Origin of the sequence: Paenibacillus sp. RUD330 (genome assembly GCF_002243345.2) — a bacterium.
Taxonomy (GTDB): domain Bacteria; phylum Bacillota; class Bacilli; order Paenibacillales; family Paenibacillaceae; genus Paenibacillus_O.
In genome coordinates, this window is sequence record NZ_CP022655.2 from 3699773 (window position 1) to 3718485 (window position 18713).

General features: G+C 58.4%; 16 protein-coding genes. 5 read left to right on the plus strand and 11 right to left on the minus strand.

Going from position 1 to position 18713, the window contains the following annotated elements; all coding sequences use genetic code 11:
* Positions 1-109 precede the first annotated feature (109 nt).
* The 4 genes from CIC07_RS16720 to CIC07_RS16735 all read left to right on the plus strand — a co-directional run bounded on the left by CIC07_RS16720 (position 110) and on the right by CIC07_RS16735 (position 4855).
* Positions 110-847, plus strand: coding sequence for a hypothetical protein (locus tag CIC07_RS16720; protein ID WP_076354459.1), 738 nt, complete (start codon positions 110-112; stop codon positions 845-847).
* Between the two features lie 10 nt (positions 848-857).
* Entirely contained in the window at positions 858-2546 is a 1689-nt protein-coding gene (locus CIC07_RS16725) for a vWA domain-containing protein (RefSeq protein ID WP_076354457.1), read from the plus strand.
* Positions 2547-2563: 17 nt separating this feature from the next.
* Positions 2564-3703 (plus strand): toxic anion resistance protein, encoded by a 1140-nt coding sequence (locus CIC07_RS16730; RefSeq protein WP_076354455.1) that lies wholly within the window; start codon positions 2564-2566, stop codon positions 3701-3703.
* Positions 3704-4189: 486 nt separating this feature from the next.
* Positions 4190-4855: a metallophosphoesterase gene (locus CIC07_RS16735; protein WP_240923481.1), complete on the plus strand. Its 666-nt coding sequence runs from the start codon at positions 4190-4192 to the stop codon at positions 4853-4855.
* A gap of 442 nt (positions 4856-5297) precedes the next feature.
* Here CIC07_RS16735 and CIC07_RS16740 read toward each other — a convergent pair whose 3' ends face one another.
* Positions 5298-6221, minus strand: coding sequence for a DMT family transporter (locus tag CIC07_RS16740; RefSeq protein WP_076354451.1), 924 nt, complete (start codon positions 6219-6221; stop codon positions 5298-5300).
* A gap of 283 nt (positions 6222-6504) precedes the next feature.
* Here CIC07_RS16740 and CIC07_RS16745 point away from each other — a divergent pair, with 283 nt between their 5' ends.
* Positions 6505-7140 (plus strand): DUF1796 family putative cysteine peptidase, encoded by a 636-nt coding sequence (locus CIC07_RS16745; protein WP_076354449.1) that lies wholly within the window; start codon positions 6505-6507, stop codon positions 7138-7140.
* Between the two features lie 216 nt (positions 7141-7356).
* On the opposite strand, the gene CIC07_RS16750 is transcribed toward CIC07_RS16745, so the two are convergent.
* The 10 genes from CIC07_RS16750 to CIC07_RS16795 form a co-directional block, all read right to left on the minus strand.
* Complete coding sequence (locus tag CIC07_RS16750) at positions 7357-8592, minus strand: hypothetical protein (protein WP_076356828.1); 1236 nt, start codon at positions 8590-8592, stop codon at positions 7357-7359.
* 148 nt (positions 8593-8740) lie between these two features.
* On the minus strand, positions 8741-9442 hold the full coding sequence (locus CIC07_RS16755) for an N-acetylmannosamine-6-phosphate 2-epimerase (protein WP_076354447.1): 702 nt from the start codon (positions 9440-9442) through the stop codon (positions 8741-8743).
* 1 nt (position 9443) lies between these two features.
* Complete coding sequence (locus CIC07_RS16760; protein WP_076354445.1) at positions 9444-10376, minus strand: dihydrodipicolinate synthase family protein; 933 nt, start codon at positions 10374-10376, stop codon at positions 9444-9446.
* Positions 10377-11309: an ROK family protein gene (locus CIC07_RS16765; RefSeq protein ID WP_076354443.1), complete on the minus strand. Its 933-nt coding sequence runs from the start codon at positions 11307-11309 to the stop codon at positions 10377-10379. It abuts the gene before it with no gap.
* The gene (locus CIC07_RS16770) at positions 11306-12145 is read right to left on the minus strand and encodes a carbohydrate ABC transporter permease (RefSeq protein WP_076354441.1); all 840 of its coding nucleotides are present in this window, start codon (positions 12143-12145) and stop codon (positions 11306-11308) included. Before CIC07_RS16770 ends, CIC07_RS16765 begins: the two co-directional genes overlap by 4 nt.
* Positions 12146-12154: 9 nt before the next feature.
* Entirely contained in the window at positions 12155-13030 is an 876-nt protein-coding gene (locus tag CIC07_RS16775; RefSeq protein WP_021877881.1) for a carbohydrate ABC transporter permease, read from the minus strand.
* A gap of 91 nt (positions 13031-13121) precedes the next feature.
* The gene (locus tag CIC07_RS16780) at positions 13122-14543 is read right to left on the minus strand and encodes an ABC transporter substrate-binding protein (RefSeq protein ID WP_094248061.1); all 1422 of its coding nucleotides are present in this window, start codon (positions 14541-14543) and stop codon (positions 13122-13124) included.
* 52 nt (positions 14544-14595) lie between these two features.
* Positions 14596-15066 carry a NanQ anomerase/TabA/YiaL family protein gene (locus CIC07_RS16785; protein ID WP_076354439.1) on the minus strand — a complete coding sequence of 157 codons (471 nt, stop codon included), beginning with the start codon at positions 15064-15066 and terminating at the stop codon, positions 14596-14598.
* A 226-nt stretch (positions 15067-15292) separates the two neighbouring features.
* Positions 15293-16546 carry a response regulator transcription factor gene (locus tag CIC07_RS16790; RefSeq protein ID WP_076354437.1) on the minus strand — a complete coding sequence of 418 codons (1254 nt, stop codon included), beginning with the start codon at positions 16544-16546 and terminating at the stop codon, positions 15293-15295.
* The gene (locus CIC07_RS16795; protein ID WP_076354435.1) at positions 16530-18329 is read right to left on the minus strand and encodes a sensor histidine kinase; all 1800 of its coding nucleotides are present in this window, start codon (positions 18327-18329) and stop codon (positions 16530-16532) included. Before CIC07_RS16795 ends, CIC07_RS16790 begins: the two co-directional genes overlap by 17 nt.
* Positions 18330-18713: the final 384 nt, after the last annotated feature.

Consider the following 18713-nt stretch of genomic DNA (forward strand, 5'->3'; position numbering starts at 1 on the left):
CGCTTCTTGCAAGAGAGAGGAAGCCTAACCTATGGTATACTTTTCCTAGTAAAAGATTGGTAGATAGATTGAGAGCCGCTGTTCGCGCACAGGGCAAGGGGGAAGAGAAATGAACGGTTCCAAGCTGTTCAGACTGGCTGGATTGATCGTCATCGTGGCTGCCGTCGATATCGCGGTGCTGTCGCCCGGACTGCTGAACGTCGAGATCGGCGGGAGCGCGCTGTCGACGGCTGCCGGCGTCAGCCTGCTGCTGGCTAGCGCGCTGGCGCTGCTCTACGGAAGTTATGCCATCGTATTCCGGGAGCCCGCAGCTCTGCCCGTCAGGCAGATCAGATCCTATGACGATTACGCGGAAGCGCTGTCTCCCTACAAGCGCGTCAAGGCGCTCGAGAACGATATCGCGACGGCGCTGGAGCAGATCGCCCGGCTGAAGAAAAAGAAGCTCGCCCTGGAGAACGTGCTGGAGCAGCGCTTCGACCGCGGGGAGCTGAGCTTCAAGAAGTTCGCCTCCGTGACCGAGGAGGCGGAGAAGCTGTTCTATCTCAACGTGCGCAGCCTGCTGAACCGGCTGCATGTGTTCGACGAGGCGGAATTCTCCAGTATGTCGGGCCGCAAGAGAAGCTCCTTCTCCAGCGAGCTCATCCAGGAGAAGGCGGCCATGTACAACGACCACCTCGCCTTCGTCAAAAGCTCCCTGTCCGCCAACGAGGAGCTGCTGATGAAGCTCGACCGGCTGCTCCTCGAAATCTCCCGCCTCGACGGCATCGATCCCGATGACATCGATGACATGCCGGGCATGCAGGAGCTGGACTCCCTGATCAAGCAAACCAAATTCTACAAACAGTAAGAGGTGCAGAATGCCGAAGACAACCAAGTTTTTCCTTCTCTCCGCCGTCATGGTCGTGCTCGTGTTCGCGGGCGTCTATGCGGGTATCTCCCTGACCTCCAACCTCGGCAAGAGCAAGGCCCAGGTATCGTCCGAGGATGCGGGCAAGCGCCTGAACAAGCTGTACGGCGACCTGTCGGTCTCGACGGAAGCCCCGGTCAAAGGACAGATCGACCTGAACCCGGCGGATATCGCCGAATCGCTTCCCGACATCTCCAAATTTCCGGTCACGGTCGACAATTCCACGAATCAATTCGTCGAGATCTTCTCGTCGACCGAGAAATCGGGAACCGGCGTGGACGGCTGGCTGACCGAGACGGCGGCCGAGTTCAACAAAGCCGGCATCGTCGTGGACGGCAAGCCGGCATCGGTCAAGATCCGCAACATCGCCTCCGGCACAGCAGCCGATTACATCAAATCCGGCAAGTACATCCCCGATGCGTTCACCCCGTCCAACGAGCTGTGGGGCGAGATGGTCAAAGCGGCTGGAGTCAAGACGGAGCTGATCTCGAAGCGGCTCACCGGCAACGTTCCCGGCATCGTCATCGCCAAAGCCAAGTATGATTCCCTTGTGGATACATACGGCTCGGTGAACGTCAAGACGGTGACGGAGGCGATCGCGAACAACGAGTTCTCCATGGGCTACACGGATCCGTTCGCAAGCTCCACCGGACTCAACTTTCTCGTCACGGCGCTGAGCACGTTCGACAGCGCCGACATCCTCAGCGACAAGGCGGTCCAAGGCTTCGAGAAGTTCCAGGCCAACATTCCGTTCACCGCGTCGACGACGATCCAGATGCGCGATGCGGCCAAGTCGGGCATGCTGGACGGATTCGTGCTGGAATACCAGACCTACGTCAATGCAGCCGACCTGAAGAGCGGATACGTGTTCACGCCATTCGGAGCGCGGCATGACAGCCCGTTGTACGCTCTTGGCGATCTCCCCCGGGAGAAGCTCGACATCATCAAGAAATTCGCCGAGTTCGCCGCCCAGGACAAATACCAGAAGGCCGCGGCGGACAAAGGCTTCAACGGCCTGCAGGACTACAAGTCGGAGCTCCCTGCGGTCGACGGCGGCCTGCTCGGCTCCGCTCAGAAGGTCTGGAAAGAGAAGAAGAACGGCAGCAAGCCGATCGCGGCCGTGTTCGTCGCCGACGTATCCGGCAGCATGGACGGCGCGCCGCTGAACCAGCTCAAGGAATCGCTGCTCAAGGGCCAGAAATACCTCGGCAAGGACAACAGCATCGGACTCGTCTCCTACTCCAGTTCGGTCACGGTCAACCTTCCGATCATGAAATACGACACGAACCAGCAGTCCATGTTCGTCGGAGCGGTGGAGGGCCTGCAGGCCGGAGGCGGCACCGCCACCTTCGACGGCATCATCGTCGCGCTCAAGATGCTGCAGGACGAGATGGCGGCCAACCCCGGCGTCAAGCCGCTCATCTTCGTGCTCAGCGACGGCGAGACGAATGAAGGGCATACGCTCAAGGACATCAAGGCGCTCGTCGAAACCTACAAGGTTCCGATCTATACGATCGGCTACAATGCCAACATCAAGGCGCTGCAAAGCATTTCGAGCATCAACGAGGCCGCCAGCATCAATGCGGATACGGATGATGTCGTCTACAAGATCGGCAATCTGTTCAATGTCCAGATGTAACGTGGAGGAGGATGACCATGACATTTTCGCTTGAGGTAGCCAGCCCGGAAGAGATCAAGGCGGCGGTAGAAGAAGAAGTCAAGCCTGTGCCGGAGGAAGTCCGGAAGCTCAAGGAGCTGGCGGACGCCAACGTCGCCGCCATCATGGAGCTCGATACGGAGTCGCTGGACAAACGCAGGGAGATTCTCCAGACGATCGACGGCTTCGGCATGAAGACGATGAAGGCCTCCTCGGACAAGAACTCGCTGCTGCAAGTCTCGGTCGGCAATCTCTCCAAGACGGGAGACGAGGGCGGCCAAGTGGCCAAGGGACTGTCCGAGCTGCACACGCAGCTCAAGGATCTCGATCCCAGCGCCGTGGACTTCGCCAAGAGCGGCTTCCTCGGCAAGCTGTTCAATCCGCTCCGGGCTTACTTCCTGAAGTTCCAGAAGGCCGACGCCGTCATCTCCGATATCGTCGTCTCCCTCGACAAGGGCCGGTCGACGCTGAAGAACGACAACACGACGCTGGAGATCGAGCAGCAGACCCTACGGGAGCTGACCAAGAAGCTTCAGAAGGAAATCCAGCTCGGCGGGCTCATGGACGAATCGATCGAAGCCCAGATCGAGGCCGCCAAGGTCCGCGGCGAGGATCCCGAGAAGGTCCGCTTCATCACCGAAGAGGTGCTGTTCCCGATGCGACAGCGGGTGATGGACCTGCAGCAGATGCTCGTCGTCAACCAGCAGGGCATCATGGCGATCGAGGTCGTCATCCGCAACAACAAGGAATTGATCCGCGGCGTCGACAGAGCCAAGAACGTCACGATCTCGGCGCTCAAAATCTCCGTCATCGTCGCCTCGGCGCTCTACAACCAGAAAATCGTGCTCAAGAAGATCGAGCTGCTCAACCAGACGACCAACGACATCATCTCCCACACCTCCCGGATGCTCAACACTCAGGGAGCCGCGATCCACAAGCAGTCCCTGGAGGCCAGCATCTCCGTGGACACGCTGAAGCAGGCGTTCACCGAGGTGCTGTCGGCTCTCGATTCCATCAGCGCCTACAAGCAGGAGGCTCTGCCCAAGATGCGCGACACCATCCTGCAGTTCCGCGAGCTCGCCGACAACGGCGAGAAGCAGATCGTCCGGCTGGAGAAGGGGCATAAGCTGGGGCTTTGACCCCCAGCGGAACGATGCCGCTGCGGTCTCCCGTTGAACAACGAGCACACCCAAAAGCAGGCACCTGTACGTATATAGGTGCCTGCTTTTGTTCGTTTCGCAATGGGTTCTGCCTGACGCGAGAGATCCAGCACGAATTGGGCCGCCTCCGCCTTCCAATGATAACGGGGCGAGAATATATATAGTCCATTCCATTCTACGAAAGGATGATTCCAACTGAAGCTGCGGCTTAATCGCTTCTACAAGAAATCCGGTGTCGCTGCTCCCTCCGCCAAAACCGTCAAACGCGTCAAGAACGCCAAACCGGCCAAGGAAATCAAAAGCGTCAAACCCGTCCAGCGCGTCGCGAAACGCAAAACGACCGCCTGCCCAATCAAGAAAAGGCGCCTGAACGCCATCCAAACCGTCAACTTCCTCGTCATGGGCGACAGCCACGTCGGATTTGGGAACAGCCTGAGCATTTATAAGCGTCTGCTTCAGCAGGCCGTGAAGTCCGGCCACAAGAGCTTCTGCATTTTTGGCGGCGACAACAAGCATGGTTCGACCGGAACGCAAGCCACGACGGACTACAAGGCGTTCAAGAACGTCGCGACGGGCATCCTTGGGCCCAAGCACATTCCGTTCAAAGCGTCGATCGGCAACTGGGAGGACAACACGCGCGCCCAGTTCAAGCAATTCCTTGGCGACGTGATGGGCAAAATGGACTTTCCCGGCACGCAGGGCAAGGTCAAGTACGTCTGGCTCGACAACGCTCCGGGCAAATTCAGCTTCGCGAGCATCGATCTGCTGACCAAGCTCGATCCGAATTTCTACTACATCATCGATTGCCACTGGCCGCTGAAAGTGAACGGCATCACCGTCGATCCTTCGCATGTGCTGGACGCGCAAGAGACAGCCCATTTCTTCCACGCTATCCCGGCCAACGTCAGAGACAAAGTGCTGGCGATCTTCACCCATCACGCGCATACGTTCTATCAGAACCTATCGCATATTTACCCCGGCTTCAACGGAACCCAATTCTACGTCTGCGGATGTTCCGGCGACTACGAGTGCAAATGCGATACGACCGGCTGCGGCAGAGGGTATTACGAGGGCGTGTTGACGCTCAACAACGGCAAAGCTTCCTTGAAAATAACGCCGGTCGAGTCTTGAGCCTGAAGACGTTGAACGAGAAGCGAAACGCTGCCTCAAGTTGAAACGCTCCTCATCAGTCTGAGCGAATGTTGCCGTCCGCGTGTTCCGACAACGCAGGCGGCGGCGGTCCCCGCCGCAATGGCGGACTGGCTTGCCAGTGAGACGATATTGGCGAATCATGCCCATGGCGCAAAATTCTCCGGGACAAAAGCATATCGGCCTCGATGGCGGACAGCTTGCCCCGCCCTGCTCTATCGGTCTTGCATCTATTTCCACTGGACCGTTCGGCTTGCATCGTGGAGAACGACCGGCATTCCGGCGAAGCCCGCTGGATCGAGATCCAGCTGGACCGAGCCTATCTACCGGGAATCGACCGGCCGAGGCCGCCTCTGCTCTTGGATGAACGGCGGGCAAATAGCAAAAGCAGGCGCCTTTTCATAGGCGCCTGCTTTTTAGCGCATCAAGATGGAGGCTGCTTGACCAGAGACATGAGCGTCACGGTGCCCACGACACATAACGTCCCCGCCCATTCCCAGAGGCCGAACGGAACCCCGAGCCACAAGACCGAGATGGCCGTTGCCGTGAGCGGCTCGATGCAGGCGAACAGGCTCGCCTCCGAGCCGGAAATATAGGTGGTGCTCTCCAAATACCAGATGAAGGCGAAAATCGTTCCGAACAGGATGACGACAACAAGCGCCGCGATCGATGAAACGGACCCGCTTCCCTCCCATTTCCAAGGAGGATGGTAAAAAGCGAGGCATCCCCCTCCGATCACCATTCCCCAGCCGACAACGAGCAGCGATCCCCATCGAACCAGCAGCCGGCGCGGCTGCAGCGTATAGAAGGCGAGCGCCAAGGCCGAAGCCAGTCCCCATCCTATCGCAGGAGCCGATATGGACAGGCTCGTCACGCTTCCTCCCGTCACGAGCAGGAAGGTGCCGGCAATGGCGAGAAGAACCCCCGCTTGCAGCGCCTTCCCCGGAAACCTCCTGTTTCTGATGGCCGTGAAGCATACGATCAATACCGGGGCGGTATACTGGAGCACCGTTGCGGTCGCCGCGTTGCCGTGATGGATGGCGGAGAAAAACGTGTACTGGACGGCAAGCATGCCCAATATTCCGAACAGGATGATGGAAGCCGCATCTTTCCCGCTTTTCCATATCCCCCACACCTGCCTCCGATCGTTGCGATAGGCGATGCCGAGCATGATCAAGCCGGCCGTCAGCATCCGGACCACCGTGAGCCACTCCACTCCGAAGCCTTGCTGTTGGAACAAATATTGCGCCATCGTACCCGATATCCCCCAGAGGGATGCTCCGGCCAACGCCAGCGCGATGCCTTTTCTGCGATCCGGGTTGCCGGACTGTGTCATTGATGCATTCATTCGGAACCCCCAAGCCGTTGTTCAGCCGACAGCGCATATCCGCCGCTTGCCGGTATTCTCTCCGTCGAAATTCTCCCTCGCTCTTCTTGATGCGTTTGCGCCGGGCGGGCTCTCGCCCATCCTGCCGCTCATGACCGCTTCACTCTACTATATGCGTCCAATCCCTCCATGAAAAGAGGCTGCGGGGCAAAAGCATATTTTCCCTTTCAAGGACTGCTTGCCCGGCCCTGCCCTATCGGTCTTGCATTTACTATACGAGAGGGAAAAACGGGAGGGATGGAAAGTGCTTACATTGTCCGGCCTCGGAGGCTCGTATGACGCGATCTACAGCCTTGGCCACAACTGCCTGCCCGGCGTGCAGATGACCCGTTCGGGGCTCCGGCTTTATTCCGGTCCCATCGATTGGATGGGCTCGCCCCATTTGTCCGGCGTATCGAAAGCTCTGCAGGACCGCTTCGCCCATTTCATGGAGCTCGAAAACATGAGCATCGTCGGAATCGATCCCAATGCCGGCTGTTATCTTGTCAAGGATCAAGCCTACGGAATCGTCTCCAATCACGATTTTCCTGCGAGCCATCCGGATACGCCGTACGCCCTGCTCCCTTATCCGGAGTTCAAGTCCAAGATGAAGCGGCGCACCGAAAGGTTGCTGCATAAGATCGGCACAGCCGAAAGGATGCTGTTCATCCGGACGGAAGGAAGTTACCCGGAGCTGTACGAGCTTCAGCAGGTGCTCAGCGGGATGGTGCGCGGCGAATTCAACATCCTCTATGTGCAGCATGGACCGGCTGCCGGAATCGAGGAGCTTGGCTGGCGGATTCCCCATGCATGCGCCTTGCAGATTCCGCAGGTCGCCGATATTTTCCATGACAACGACGTCTACTGGAGGCAGATCCTGTCCGGAATCAGCCATCGTTGAGAGATTCATGCTTGCCGACAACGAGCAGGAGCCGAAAAGGCAGTATACGACAGGATCGCAATCACTCTCTCGGCAACAGGCTTATCCCGTCAAAGCTCCAGAAGAAGCGGATTCCGTTCCGCCAAGAGCGCCGCCTGTAAGCAAAAAGCCGGTCCCCAATCGGGACCGGATATAGAAATGGACAACCCTGCAGCGTAGACTTAATCGCTTTTCCCGCTACTTGCCTTTCGGCCGAACTTCAACCGCAATCTCCGCCCATTTAGTCGGGGCGTACGGCGACGTCATCCCCCCTGCGAACACGTCCGGACTAAGGATATTGATCAAATAATTGCCGGGCTCATTGATCGAGATCGACCCGCTGAACTCTCTATTCCCGTTCATCTGCACGACGGTTTTTTTGCCGCTTGCCTGATAATCTCCATTCTGAAACCTCGTCAATTGAAACCCAACAACCTGACTCCGAATATCCTCTTCCGTAGTGACAGATCCGTTGATTTCTATGCCTTCTCCAGCCTGTACCCGCAGGTAGCCTTGTGTCGGCTTATTGAACACGATATTATCCGCATACGTATCCTGAACATATCGGATAGGAATCAAGGATGGATCCTTGACGATCCGACTGACGATGATTTCCGCAGACGGATTATCGTTGGAATATACCTGCAGCGGATTCGGTCCTGGACGGAGATCAACGGAAAACTGGACTCGGCTGAATTCACGATTTCCAATTTCAATCGACTTGTCGATCGTCTTCTCTGTCCCTCTTGACGAATCGGTCCAGCCGGTCATTCCGCCAAATCCCATGCTTTGCATCAAATAGACGCGTCCGTACTCTTTTTGAACCAAAGCGTTGAATGTGATGCGGCCCGCCTCTGTCGTATAGGCAGGGTGCAGAACCTCCGCTGACTTCTCGCTCCACGTCAACTGCAAATTCCCTTGGCTCCAGTTGGCGTCGATGCCCATCCGCGGGAGCATTGAAACCGGAACATACAGCGTATTGCTTTTCATGAACGGCGGCAAAATCTTCTGCACGTCATCGAGCACGGTAAGTTTTCCGTTCCATTCCCTATATAGCCTGGAGCTGTCAGGCTTGAAATGCATGGTTGAAAAGGCAGTCGGATGTTCGGAGTTGAATTGGACCCAATAACTATCCGTTTTTGTGCTTTTCATGATTTTTCCGATATGCGCCAGCTCCAGCCACTTGACCGGAACATAAAGGTTCCCGTTTTTCATGAGCAGCGGAGAAGCTTTCAGAGACTTCGAATCCAACGAGAAGGCTGGCTTGTTCAATTTTGACGATATTTTGTGCGGAATCAATTGAAACACAGCCGCGTCATTTTCTATGATCGGCAGTTCAGCTATCGATGCTTGAGCATAGCTGACCTTATACGGATGGACCATAGAAGCAAGCAACACGGCGCACAGAAATAACTTCGTCATCATTCGTCGCAAGGCGCGAGTCACCTCTTTCCATTTTTTACATATAGACGATTGATGTCGCTGAGTGTTGCGGTGTAGTTCAAAATTAAAACCCTTGGAGCCTTTGAAAGCTAAGTGCCTCCACATCCAAAAAAGCCGGCCCACATCGGACCGGCTTCCTCTATTTCAGCTGCATGCCTTCCTTGCCTCCCGCTGCCGAGAGAAAACGCTCCGTAATCCCCTTCGGCCGCGTAATGGCGCCGCCTACGACGGCCGCTGCCGCCCCAAGCTCCAGGCAGCGGCCGAACATTTCCGGCGTCAGCACATTGCCCTCGGCGACGACCGGAATCGCTGCACGCTCCACGACATCCCGCAGAAACCGGAAATCGTCATCGTACAGATGCCGTCCCGAAGTGCCCGGCGTGTAGCCGTGCAGCGTCGTGGACACGCAGTCGAAGCCGAGCCGCTCGGCCTCCGCCGCCTCCTCCAGCGTCGAGATGTCAGCCATCAGCTGCACGGCGGCGCTTCTGCTGCGGCAGTAGCCGACCAGTCCGCTCAGCGTCTCGCCGCCCGGACGCGGGCGAGAGGTGGCATCCAGCGCGATCATCTCGCAGCCGGATTCCAGCAGCTCGTCGATTTCCCGTCTCGTGGCTGTTATGAAGACTTCGCTGTCCTTGTAATCCCGCTTCACGATGCCGATGACCGGCAGGCCGACCTCGCTTTTGATGGCGAGAATATCGGGCTTGGAATTCGCCCGGATGCCCGCAGCTCCGCCCTGCTCCGCCGCCAGCGCCATTTTGGCCATGATGAACGGGCTGTGCAGAGGCTCCTGCTCCAGCGCTTGGCAGGAAACGACAAGACCGCCTCTGATCCGCTCCAGCATGTCAGTATTTCCCCGGAAATGTCGCATACTCCGCGACGGCTTCCTCGATATCCCGATTGAGAGCCTTCAAGGAATCGCCGTCTGCGGCGCTTGCCGGCAGGAGCGGAAGCCTAGGTTGTCCGGTCTCGATGCCGCGCAGGGACAAAATCGCCTTGCAGGCTCCATACAGAGACGGATATTCCAGCAGTTGCGAGATGACGGAATTGATCCGGACCTGAAGCTCCCGCGCCTCCTTCATCCTTCCTTCATCCGCGAGCTTATAAAGCGCTGCGAACAGCTCCGGCATGACGCCGTAGGTTCCGCCGATGCCGCCGTCCGCCCCCATCATCCGTCCCGCCAGAAACTGCTCGTCGGGACCGTTGAAGACGAGGAAGTCTTCCCCGCCCGCAGCTTTGAGCTGCTGCAAGCCGTAGGTGCTTTCCCCGGACATCTTGACGCCGATGACCTTGTCCTGCTTGGCCAGCTTGGCGCATAGGGAGGGGGACAGGCTGAAGCCGGTCGTCTGCGGAATGTTGTAGATGATGAACGGCAGCGAAGCCGCATCGATCATCTGCTGCCAATGGTTCTCCACCGCGGCTTCGGAGAGCCGGTAGTAGATCGACGGCACCGCCGATATCGCATCGGCGCCGCAGGCTTCGGCATGGCGGGACAGCTCCACGCTGTCCGCCGTCGCATTGGCGCCGACATGTACGATGATCTTGAGCTCGCCTCGCACTTCCTGCAGAACCGCTTCCAGCATCGCCTTGCGCTCCTCGACGCTCTGAAGGATTCCTTCGCCCGAGCTGCCTCCGACATAGAGGCCGGCAAGGCCTTTGCCGACATAATAGCGAGCCAGCTTGGCCGCTCGGACCGGACTTACGGCGCCCGCTTCGTCATAAGCCGAGTACAAGGCGACATACATGCCTTGGAACGTTTCCACATTGCTTATCTTCATCTAGATCGTCTCCGTCTCTTTCGTATAGTAAGCATGAACGGCGCCATACAGCGCCGCCCTGTTGCCGAGCTCGGCGACGGCCAGCTCGGCGGGGGCGAACCCGGCAGGCAGGCAGCTGCGCACATGAGGGCCGATTCTGCGGAGCAGCTCGCCGCCTTGGGCGGACACGCCGCCGCCGATCAGCACCTTCAGCGGGTCGAACAGCAGGATCAGCTCCGCGATTCCGCGCGCCACCTCTCCGGCCCAGTCGTCGATGAGCGCCGCGTAGGCGGCGTCGCCGGATCTGGCGGCTGCGAACAGCTCGGCGCCGGAGCCTTTGAAGCCGGGCAATTCGGCGGCTGCGCGGTTCAGCAGCGCCGAAGTCGACGCCCGCTGCTCGTACGTCGTGCCGGCAGCCTTGTCATAGAGCGAATGGCCGATTTCCCCGGCTCTGAAGCGGGGCCCGGCCATAACGGCTCCGCCGGTGAACAGCGCGCCGCCGATGCCGGTGCCGAGCGTGATGCAGGCGAAATGCGGGCAGCCGCGCGCTGCGCCCTTCCACCATTCGCCCAGAGCGGCGGCATTGACGTCGTTCATGACCGAAACGGGGAGGCCGAACCGGCTGCCCAGAGCGGTTTTCCAATTGCTGCCCCGGTACTCCGGAATCGTCCCCCCGGCGTAGAGAATCTCCCCGCTGCCGGGATCGACGACTCCTGCGGTGCTGATCCCGATTCCCGCTATGCCGGGATGCATGGCCAGCAGTTCCTCCATAATGGAAGCAGCCGCTTCCGGTATGGCGGTATTCGCGCGTCCTTGAGGCGTCGCGGCGCGGCCGTGGAAGAGTATGTCCGCCGAGCCGTCCAGGACGGCGTACTTGATGTCGGTGCCCCCCACGTCGAGGGCGGCGAACTTGATGTCGGTGCCCCCCACGTCGAGGGCGGCGCGGCCGGTCATTCCTTCACCGCTCCGATCGAGATTCCGCGGGTGAAGTACCTTTGGAACAGGATGAAGATGAGCAGCATCGGAATCGCTGCGACCGTAGCGCCCGCCATCTTGTAGGCGAAGTTCGGATTGAGGTCCTGCATCAGCGTCGCGATGCCGACCATCAGCGTTTTGCTCTCCTTGTTCTGGCCGATGACGAGCTGCCACAGATAATCGTTCCATACCTGCACGAAATTCAGGATGAACAGAGCCCCGATGCCGGGCTTGACGATCGGCAGCATGATTTGCAGGAATGTTCTGACTTCTCCGGCTCCATCGATTCGGGCCGCCTCCCTCAGCGCATCCGGCGCCGTGTCGAAAAAGCCTTTGAGAAGGAAGACGCCGAAAGCCGTCGCCACATTGGGCCAGATCATGCCGTACACGCTGTTGACCAGGCCCAGATCCTGGGAGATCCGGAACAGAGGCACGATCATCACTTCCTTCGGGATCATCAGGCTGGAGATGAAGACGATGAAAAAGACGTTGCGGCCCTTGAACCGAAGCTTGGAGAAGGCGTAGGCCGCCATGGAGCTCGTGACGATAAGCAGCGCCGTCGAGAATCCGGCCACGTACAAGCTGTTCAGCGTCCAGCGCAGAGCCGGCTGATTGGTGAACACATCGGCGTAGTTGGACCAGGTAAAGGTGCGCGGCCACCAGTCCGGCGGCATCTTGATGACATCGGAGCTGTTCTTGACCGAGCTGCTGAACAGCCAGTACAGCGGGAACAGATTCAGAAGAGCGAAGAGAAGCACGACCGCATTGCTGGCGATATCGAATGATTCCCGTTTTTTTGCTTTTTCTTGCCGCATAGCCAACCCTCACTTATCGTTAAACATGGCTTTGAGCTGAGGCACGGACAGCAACAGCGTCAGCAGGAACATGATGACGCCTACCGCGGAGGCAACGCCGAGCTGATTGTACTTGAAGGCGTTGTTGTAGAGGTAGTACATCAAGGTCACGGAAGCGTTGTTCGGTCCGCCGCCCGTAAGCAGCTGGATGACCACGAAGATTTTCAGCACGGCGATGATATTGATGATGGTGATGTAGATCGTCGTGGGCTTCACGAGCGGCAGGAGAATATGGCGGATGACATGCAGCCGGCCCGCTCCGTCCACCTCCGCGGCTTCGAACAGATCCTTCGGAACGCCGATCATCGCGGCGATGTACAGGATGATCGCCTGCCCGACATTCGTGGCGAAGGTGACGAAGATGACGACCGGCAGCACCGTGCTTTTGTTGCCGAGCAGATTCACCGTGCTCATTTCCATTTCCCGGGCCATGTACGAGATGAGGCCGTTCGCCGGATTCAGCAGGAAGCTCCACACCATGCTCATGACGACCATCGACACCATCACCGGGATGTAATAGCTGCCCCGGATGAACGAGACATACTTGGCGTTTTTGTCGAAGACGGCGGAGCCGACGAAGAAGGAAAAGGCGACCGTCAGCAAAACGATGGCGACGACGAAAATGACGGTGTTCCATACCGCCTTGAAAAAGACCGGATCGCCGAACAGAGCGGCGTAATTGTCGAATCCGACGAACGTTTCCGTCCGGTACTGGACCTTGTACAGGCTGAGACGCAAGCCTTCGACAATGGGATAGACGACAAAGATGAGGAACAGCAGAAATTGCGGGGCGATGAACAGATATCCGGTGAGGCCTTCTTTGACATTGCGATTGTACCGTATCATGGCTGCTTACCTTTCTCCCTTGGCCGGAACTCCCGCCCGCAGGCGGGACATCCCGGATGCCGGATGGCGCTGTGTCTTGCTCGCGATCGGCTTAGGGCTTGATGACCGAGCTTTCTCTCGCTTTCTCCAGAACGGCGTTTCCTTTGGACTGATAATCCTTGACGGCCTGCGCCGGCGTCTTCTCTCCCGTGTACATGGCCTGCAGCTCGGGATAGAGCACCTGCCTCAGCTCGCTGTACCCGGCGACATTGCCGGTGAAGGAGAACATGTTGGCGGCGTTGGCGTCATAGGCGGTGAACAGCGGAAATTGGGAGGCGAATTCGGAAGCGACCGAGCTGCGCACCGGAATGCTGTTCTTGGATGCCTTCACCAGCTCCGGATCGGTGGAGAAGAACTTGATGAAGTCCTTGGAGGCTTCCATCCGGGCCTTGTCGCCCGTGTTGAACAGCGCCGTGCCGACGACGTACGTGAAGGCCAGCGGCTTGCCGCTTGCGGATGGAATATTCGCCAGGCGCATGTCGAAGGAAGGAGACTTGCCCGCCTTCATGTCCGCCTTGGCGTTGTTGTACAGGACGGCGTTGGTGAAGCTGATGCCCAACTGCTGGTTCTGGAACATCGCGTTGGCATCGTTCGAGGAGACGGATTCGGCGCCGGGATTGGAATAGCCGGAATCGTACACCTTCTTCAGCCATTCGGCCGCTTGGATTCCGCTGGCGTCGTCTACGGCAAGATTGTTCTTGTCATCGAAGAACTTGTTGCCGAACATTCTCAGGTAAGCCAGGTTCCACGTGTCCCCCTGGTTGTTGAGAGCATACAGCGCCATCGGATACGCATTGGCGTACTTTTCCTTCGGCAGCTTCGTTTTCAGCGTCTCCAGAATCTGGTTGTACTCGTCGAGCGTCCACGTCCTGATCTCGTTTTCTCCGCCTATGAAGCTATCCAGGCCGGCCGCCCGGAACATATCGGCGTTGTAGGCAAGCGTTCCCGGATTATGGGCGAACGGATAAAAGTAGACGTCCTTGCCGAACGTGACGTTGTCCCAGTACCCTTGGGCGATATCCTTTCGCGCCGCATCGTCCACGATGTCGGTCAGAGGAGCAAGAGCTCCACGGTGCACATAATCGCCCATTGCGAACACGCTCTCGAAAAACATATCCGGCGGAGTGCCGCCGTTGAGGTTGACGTTCAGCAGCTCATCCCGCTGGTCTCCCGCGACGACCTGGACATTGACCTTCACGTCGTATTTGTCGTACTGCTTCTTGAATTTGTCGGCGGCATACAGGAAAAAGCTGTCGTAGTCGGCGCCGTCCTCCGTGGCGTCCATGACTCCCTTCCATTGCGGAGTCAGCCATAGGGAAAGCTCCACCTTTTCCTTTTTGCCGGCAACGGATGTCCCTCCGGCCGAGTCGGCCGAACCGGCGGAGTTCGAATTCGAATTCGCGCCGGAACAGCCGGCGGCAACGGATAAGGCCAGAACAGCGGTCAGGACGGTCATCGCTCTTTTTTTGAACACGGGTATTTCCTCCTTCAAGTTGGTCGTTGCGGATTATGCGGGCCGTTGGGGATTACGCTTGCAGCAGATCAGCGCGGAGCTTGACGACGACCTTGCGCGCCCGCTCCCCGTCTCCCAGCCCGGGACGATGGATATCGGACGGGAACAGGATCATGTACATGCCCGGCTCCATCCGGATGAGCCGCTCCCGCTCCAGCCCGCGGTAGAGCGTGCAATCCTGCTCGGCGTCATAAGGCAGATGGATCGGTTCCTTGCCGTCATGGGGCTTCCAGCCGATGGCTTCCTCCCCTTCGAGCAGGAAGTGGATGTCGATGCACCGTTCATGCTTTTCCGCAAGCCGCTCCTCCGGCGGCGCCGTCGACATGCTCATGACCTGCGCATGGATAAGGTCGCCGTCGATGTCGATGCGGCCGTCCTCCGCCTTCGTGAAATCGGTTTCAATCAGAAATGCGAGCGCTTGCCGCAATACGGGATGGAGATGACGGCTGTCGCGGCCGCTCCCGCCCAAGGCATCTGCGATCATGCCTGCCCTCCTTCGAAATTCATGTAAGCCCTTTTATGAATGTCAGCTTTCCGGCTTATGCCTTTATTATATCGAGGCCTTTTGCAGGCTCACAGGAACGGATTTGCGTGAATTGTTCACCCTGTATGGATTTTCATCGCCGATGTTCACTATCTTTCGCCGATTGTTCACTTTTTTCAGATAAAAAGAGAGGCGCCCGCGCGAGGTAACCTCCCATAAAAAGTCATTACAGGCCTTTTTTATATTTCCCTCTGAACTGCTGCGGGCTTATTCCCTTGACCTTCTTGAATATCCTGCCGAAATAATTGATGTTCTCGTATCCTACCCGCTCCGAGATCAAATAACTGGGCATATCGGTTTTCTTCAAATACTCCGAAGCCTTCTCGATCCGCAGCCGGTTCACCCAATCGGTAAAATTCATTCCGGTTTCGCGCTTGAACAAGGTGCTCAAGTACGCCTCGCTCATGCTCAGACGGACAGCGGCATCCTTCAGCGACAAGGACTTCGAGTAGTTCTCCCCCAGGTACGCCAGGAGGCCGCGGATATCCTCGCGCGATGCGGCGTTAGCGGGCGCATCCTCCGCATCCCTGCGCGCCTGGGCATAACAGCCGCGAAGCTCCTCCCAATCCGCGCAGGGCGGCGACAGGCCGGCTTCGAGCTCCATGCCGAGCATCGATCCTGACGCCCGGATCAGATTCTCGATCCGGGCTGCCGCAGCATCGGCTGCGATGGCATCGGCTCCCGCTGTATCGGCTGCGACGGTACCGGTTGCGGCGGCCTCTGCTGTGGATTCCGCCGGCCGGATCAGCGCGGCCATCTCGAGCGGCGCGGGCATGCAGAGGCCGGATCCCAGGAAATCCCGAAGCTCCGTCTGGACGAGATGGTCAAGCAGGCGGAAGGCCGAATCCCGCTGGGATTCGTCGCGGAACCCCCTCGCGCGCACATGCAGCAGCCGCATTCCTTCCGGCAGCGGCAGCGGCTCCAGCCCGGTCGGCCGGGGCTCCTGAAGCTCGGCCCGCAATTGCCGCCCCATGCGCTCAGCCTGGCTCTCCCGCCGTTCCGCAGGCTCCGGGGAAACTCCGCTCCCGCGGCGGGATCCGTATTTGGCCGCGGCTTCGCCCAGCAGCTCCAGCAGCACCGACGGCTTGATGGAAGTCTTCAGGACGTAATCCTCGATGCCGAGCTTCATCGCCCTCCGCACATAGTCGTATTCGTCATGGCTGCTGAGCACGATGATCATCATATCCGGGTACTTCTCCTTCACCCTGGCGATCAGCTCCAGCCCGTCCATCCGCGGCATGACGATATCGGTCAGCAGAATATCCGGCACGTCCTGCTCCATCAGCTCCAGCGCCTTCTCCCCGTCGGCCGCATCGCCGATATAGTCGAAGGAATGGCTCTCCCAATCGACCAGAGACTTGATCCCGAGCCGGACCAGCAGCTCATCCTCGACCAGCATCACTTTAAGCTTCCCCGCCATGTCCTTCCCTCCCTTTCCTTGCCGGCAGCAGCACCGTCACCTTCGTGCCGCCGCCTTCCCGGCTATCCAGCCCGATGCCATACGGATCGCCGTACTGCAGCCGTATCCGGTCATGCACGTTTTTGATTCCGATCCGCCGTGCCGGACCGCCATCCGCGTCCGTCTCCAGCCCTTTCCTCAGCTGAAGCAGCTTCTCCTCCGGCATGCCGGCCCCGTTGTCGCTCAAGGCCAGGATGACCTGCCCCTCATGACGGCGGGCTTCGACCCGGATGACGCCGCCTGCCGCCCTTTCCTTGAGCCCATGCATGAGGCTGTTCTCGACGACCGGCTGCAGCATCATCTTGAGCGTTTCCTGATCCAGGAGCTCATCCGGAACGTCGATCTCGAGCGAGATGTCGCCGAGGCTCATTTTCATCAGGTTCATATAGCTGGAGATATAATCGAGCTCCTGACGCAGCGTCGCGAGACTGCCGTCGCGCCCGATGCTCCCTTCCAGAATGCCGCCGAGGCTGGACAGCATGTCCCCCACCTCGTCGTCCTTGCGCAAATAAGCGAGCCACTTGATGTTGTTGAGCGTATTGAGCAGGAAATGGGGGTCGATCTGGGACTGGAGCGCACGGAAGCGCATGTCTTCCTTCTGCTCGTATTCCTGCTTGACCCGCAGCAGCAGATGCCTGATCTCCCGCACCATGTCGTTGTACGTCTGGCTGAGCGCCGCGATTTCCCGGGGGCCCGCGACCTGGATCGTCGAATGGAACTGCTTGCTTTCCAGCTCGGTCATCTTTTTGCGCAGCAGCCTCAGCGGCTTGGACATTCCGTTGGAGATCGACAGCGTCACGATCGTGAACACGATGAAGATCGCGGCAAGAACGAGCATATTGGTCCGCCTGATCGTTACGATCTCCTCGAACACTTTGTCGTAAGGCACCATCTGGACCGTCGTCCAGCCGTTCAAGCCGATCGTATCATGGCTGACGATCCACTTCCGCCCGTCCTTTTCGACGATGCTTTGTCCTTGCCGGCTCCCGTGGATTCCGGCCAGCCGAATTTCCTCCGGAGCCTGCTGACCCTGCATGCCGCCCCCGCTGGCGGAGACGACCCGATCGTCCTTGTCCAGCAAATAAACGGCGCCGTCCAGTCCCCGCAGCATTTTGCGGACATCCGTCTCGGGCACGCTGAAGGAGATCGAGCCGAGATTCTGGCCCTCGGGAAAGTCGGACACCGCTTTGACCAGCGTCACCGTCGGCCTCTGCTCCAGATACAGCATCCGGGAGTCTCCGGACATCCAGAGCTGGTGATAGGGCTGGCTCATGAGCGAAGAGTACCAGTCGGAGCCCGCGTAGGCGCTCAGCTTGGCATCCGGCACGTAGCTTGTGCTGAGCCACCCGCCGTAGCGGTCGATCAAGGTGACGTCCGTGTTCGTGAAGTAGGAGCTGAATACCCGCTTGAACGCGGTATCCGACAATCGCAGCTTTTCGTATTTGGAAAATTGGCCTGGATCCTTCAGAACCGAGCGGATGTCGGCCTGAAGCGTCATCTCCACCGACGCCTGGACCATATCGTCGAGCAGCAGCTTCACATTGTAGGTGACCAGGGACAAGGCATCCTGGTTGGATTCCCCGATTTTCTGCTCGATCGTCCGCTCCAGCGGCTTGTCGAGCAGATACATGCTGAGCAGCACGGGGGCGATCAGAAAGCAGAGGATGGAGAAGAATACCCGGTTGCGGATCGTGTTCCAGCGGGGGAAGCGGCTTTGGCGGCTTGCTGCATCGATGGCTTTCATTTGAATTCACATCCCTTTTGTCCCTCTGGCTGCTATAACGTCATCTCGGCCGCTGTTTTGCAGATGGAAAAATCGCCATGGCCTTCAACTCTTCGTGTATCTCTTCGTCGAACATGTTCAGCAGAAGCATGACGACGCTTACATTTCCTCATTTTAGCTTCAAACCGCTCTCCTGGCATCATGCAATCCGTTCCAGCCCCGGCATGGACGGCAGCCGGCATCGATTTTTCCCATTCCCTATCCGCCGCCAATCGCGCGATTCTAGGATTATACCGCATTTTTACAAGATCTAAATATTTTTAAAGCAATAGATTTACATTGGTTTGATATAGTCGATTGGATTTGGCAAGCGGCTCCACAAATTTCTGTGCAAAGGAGATTACC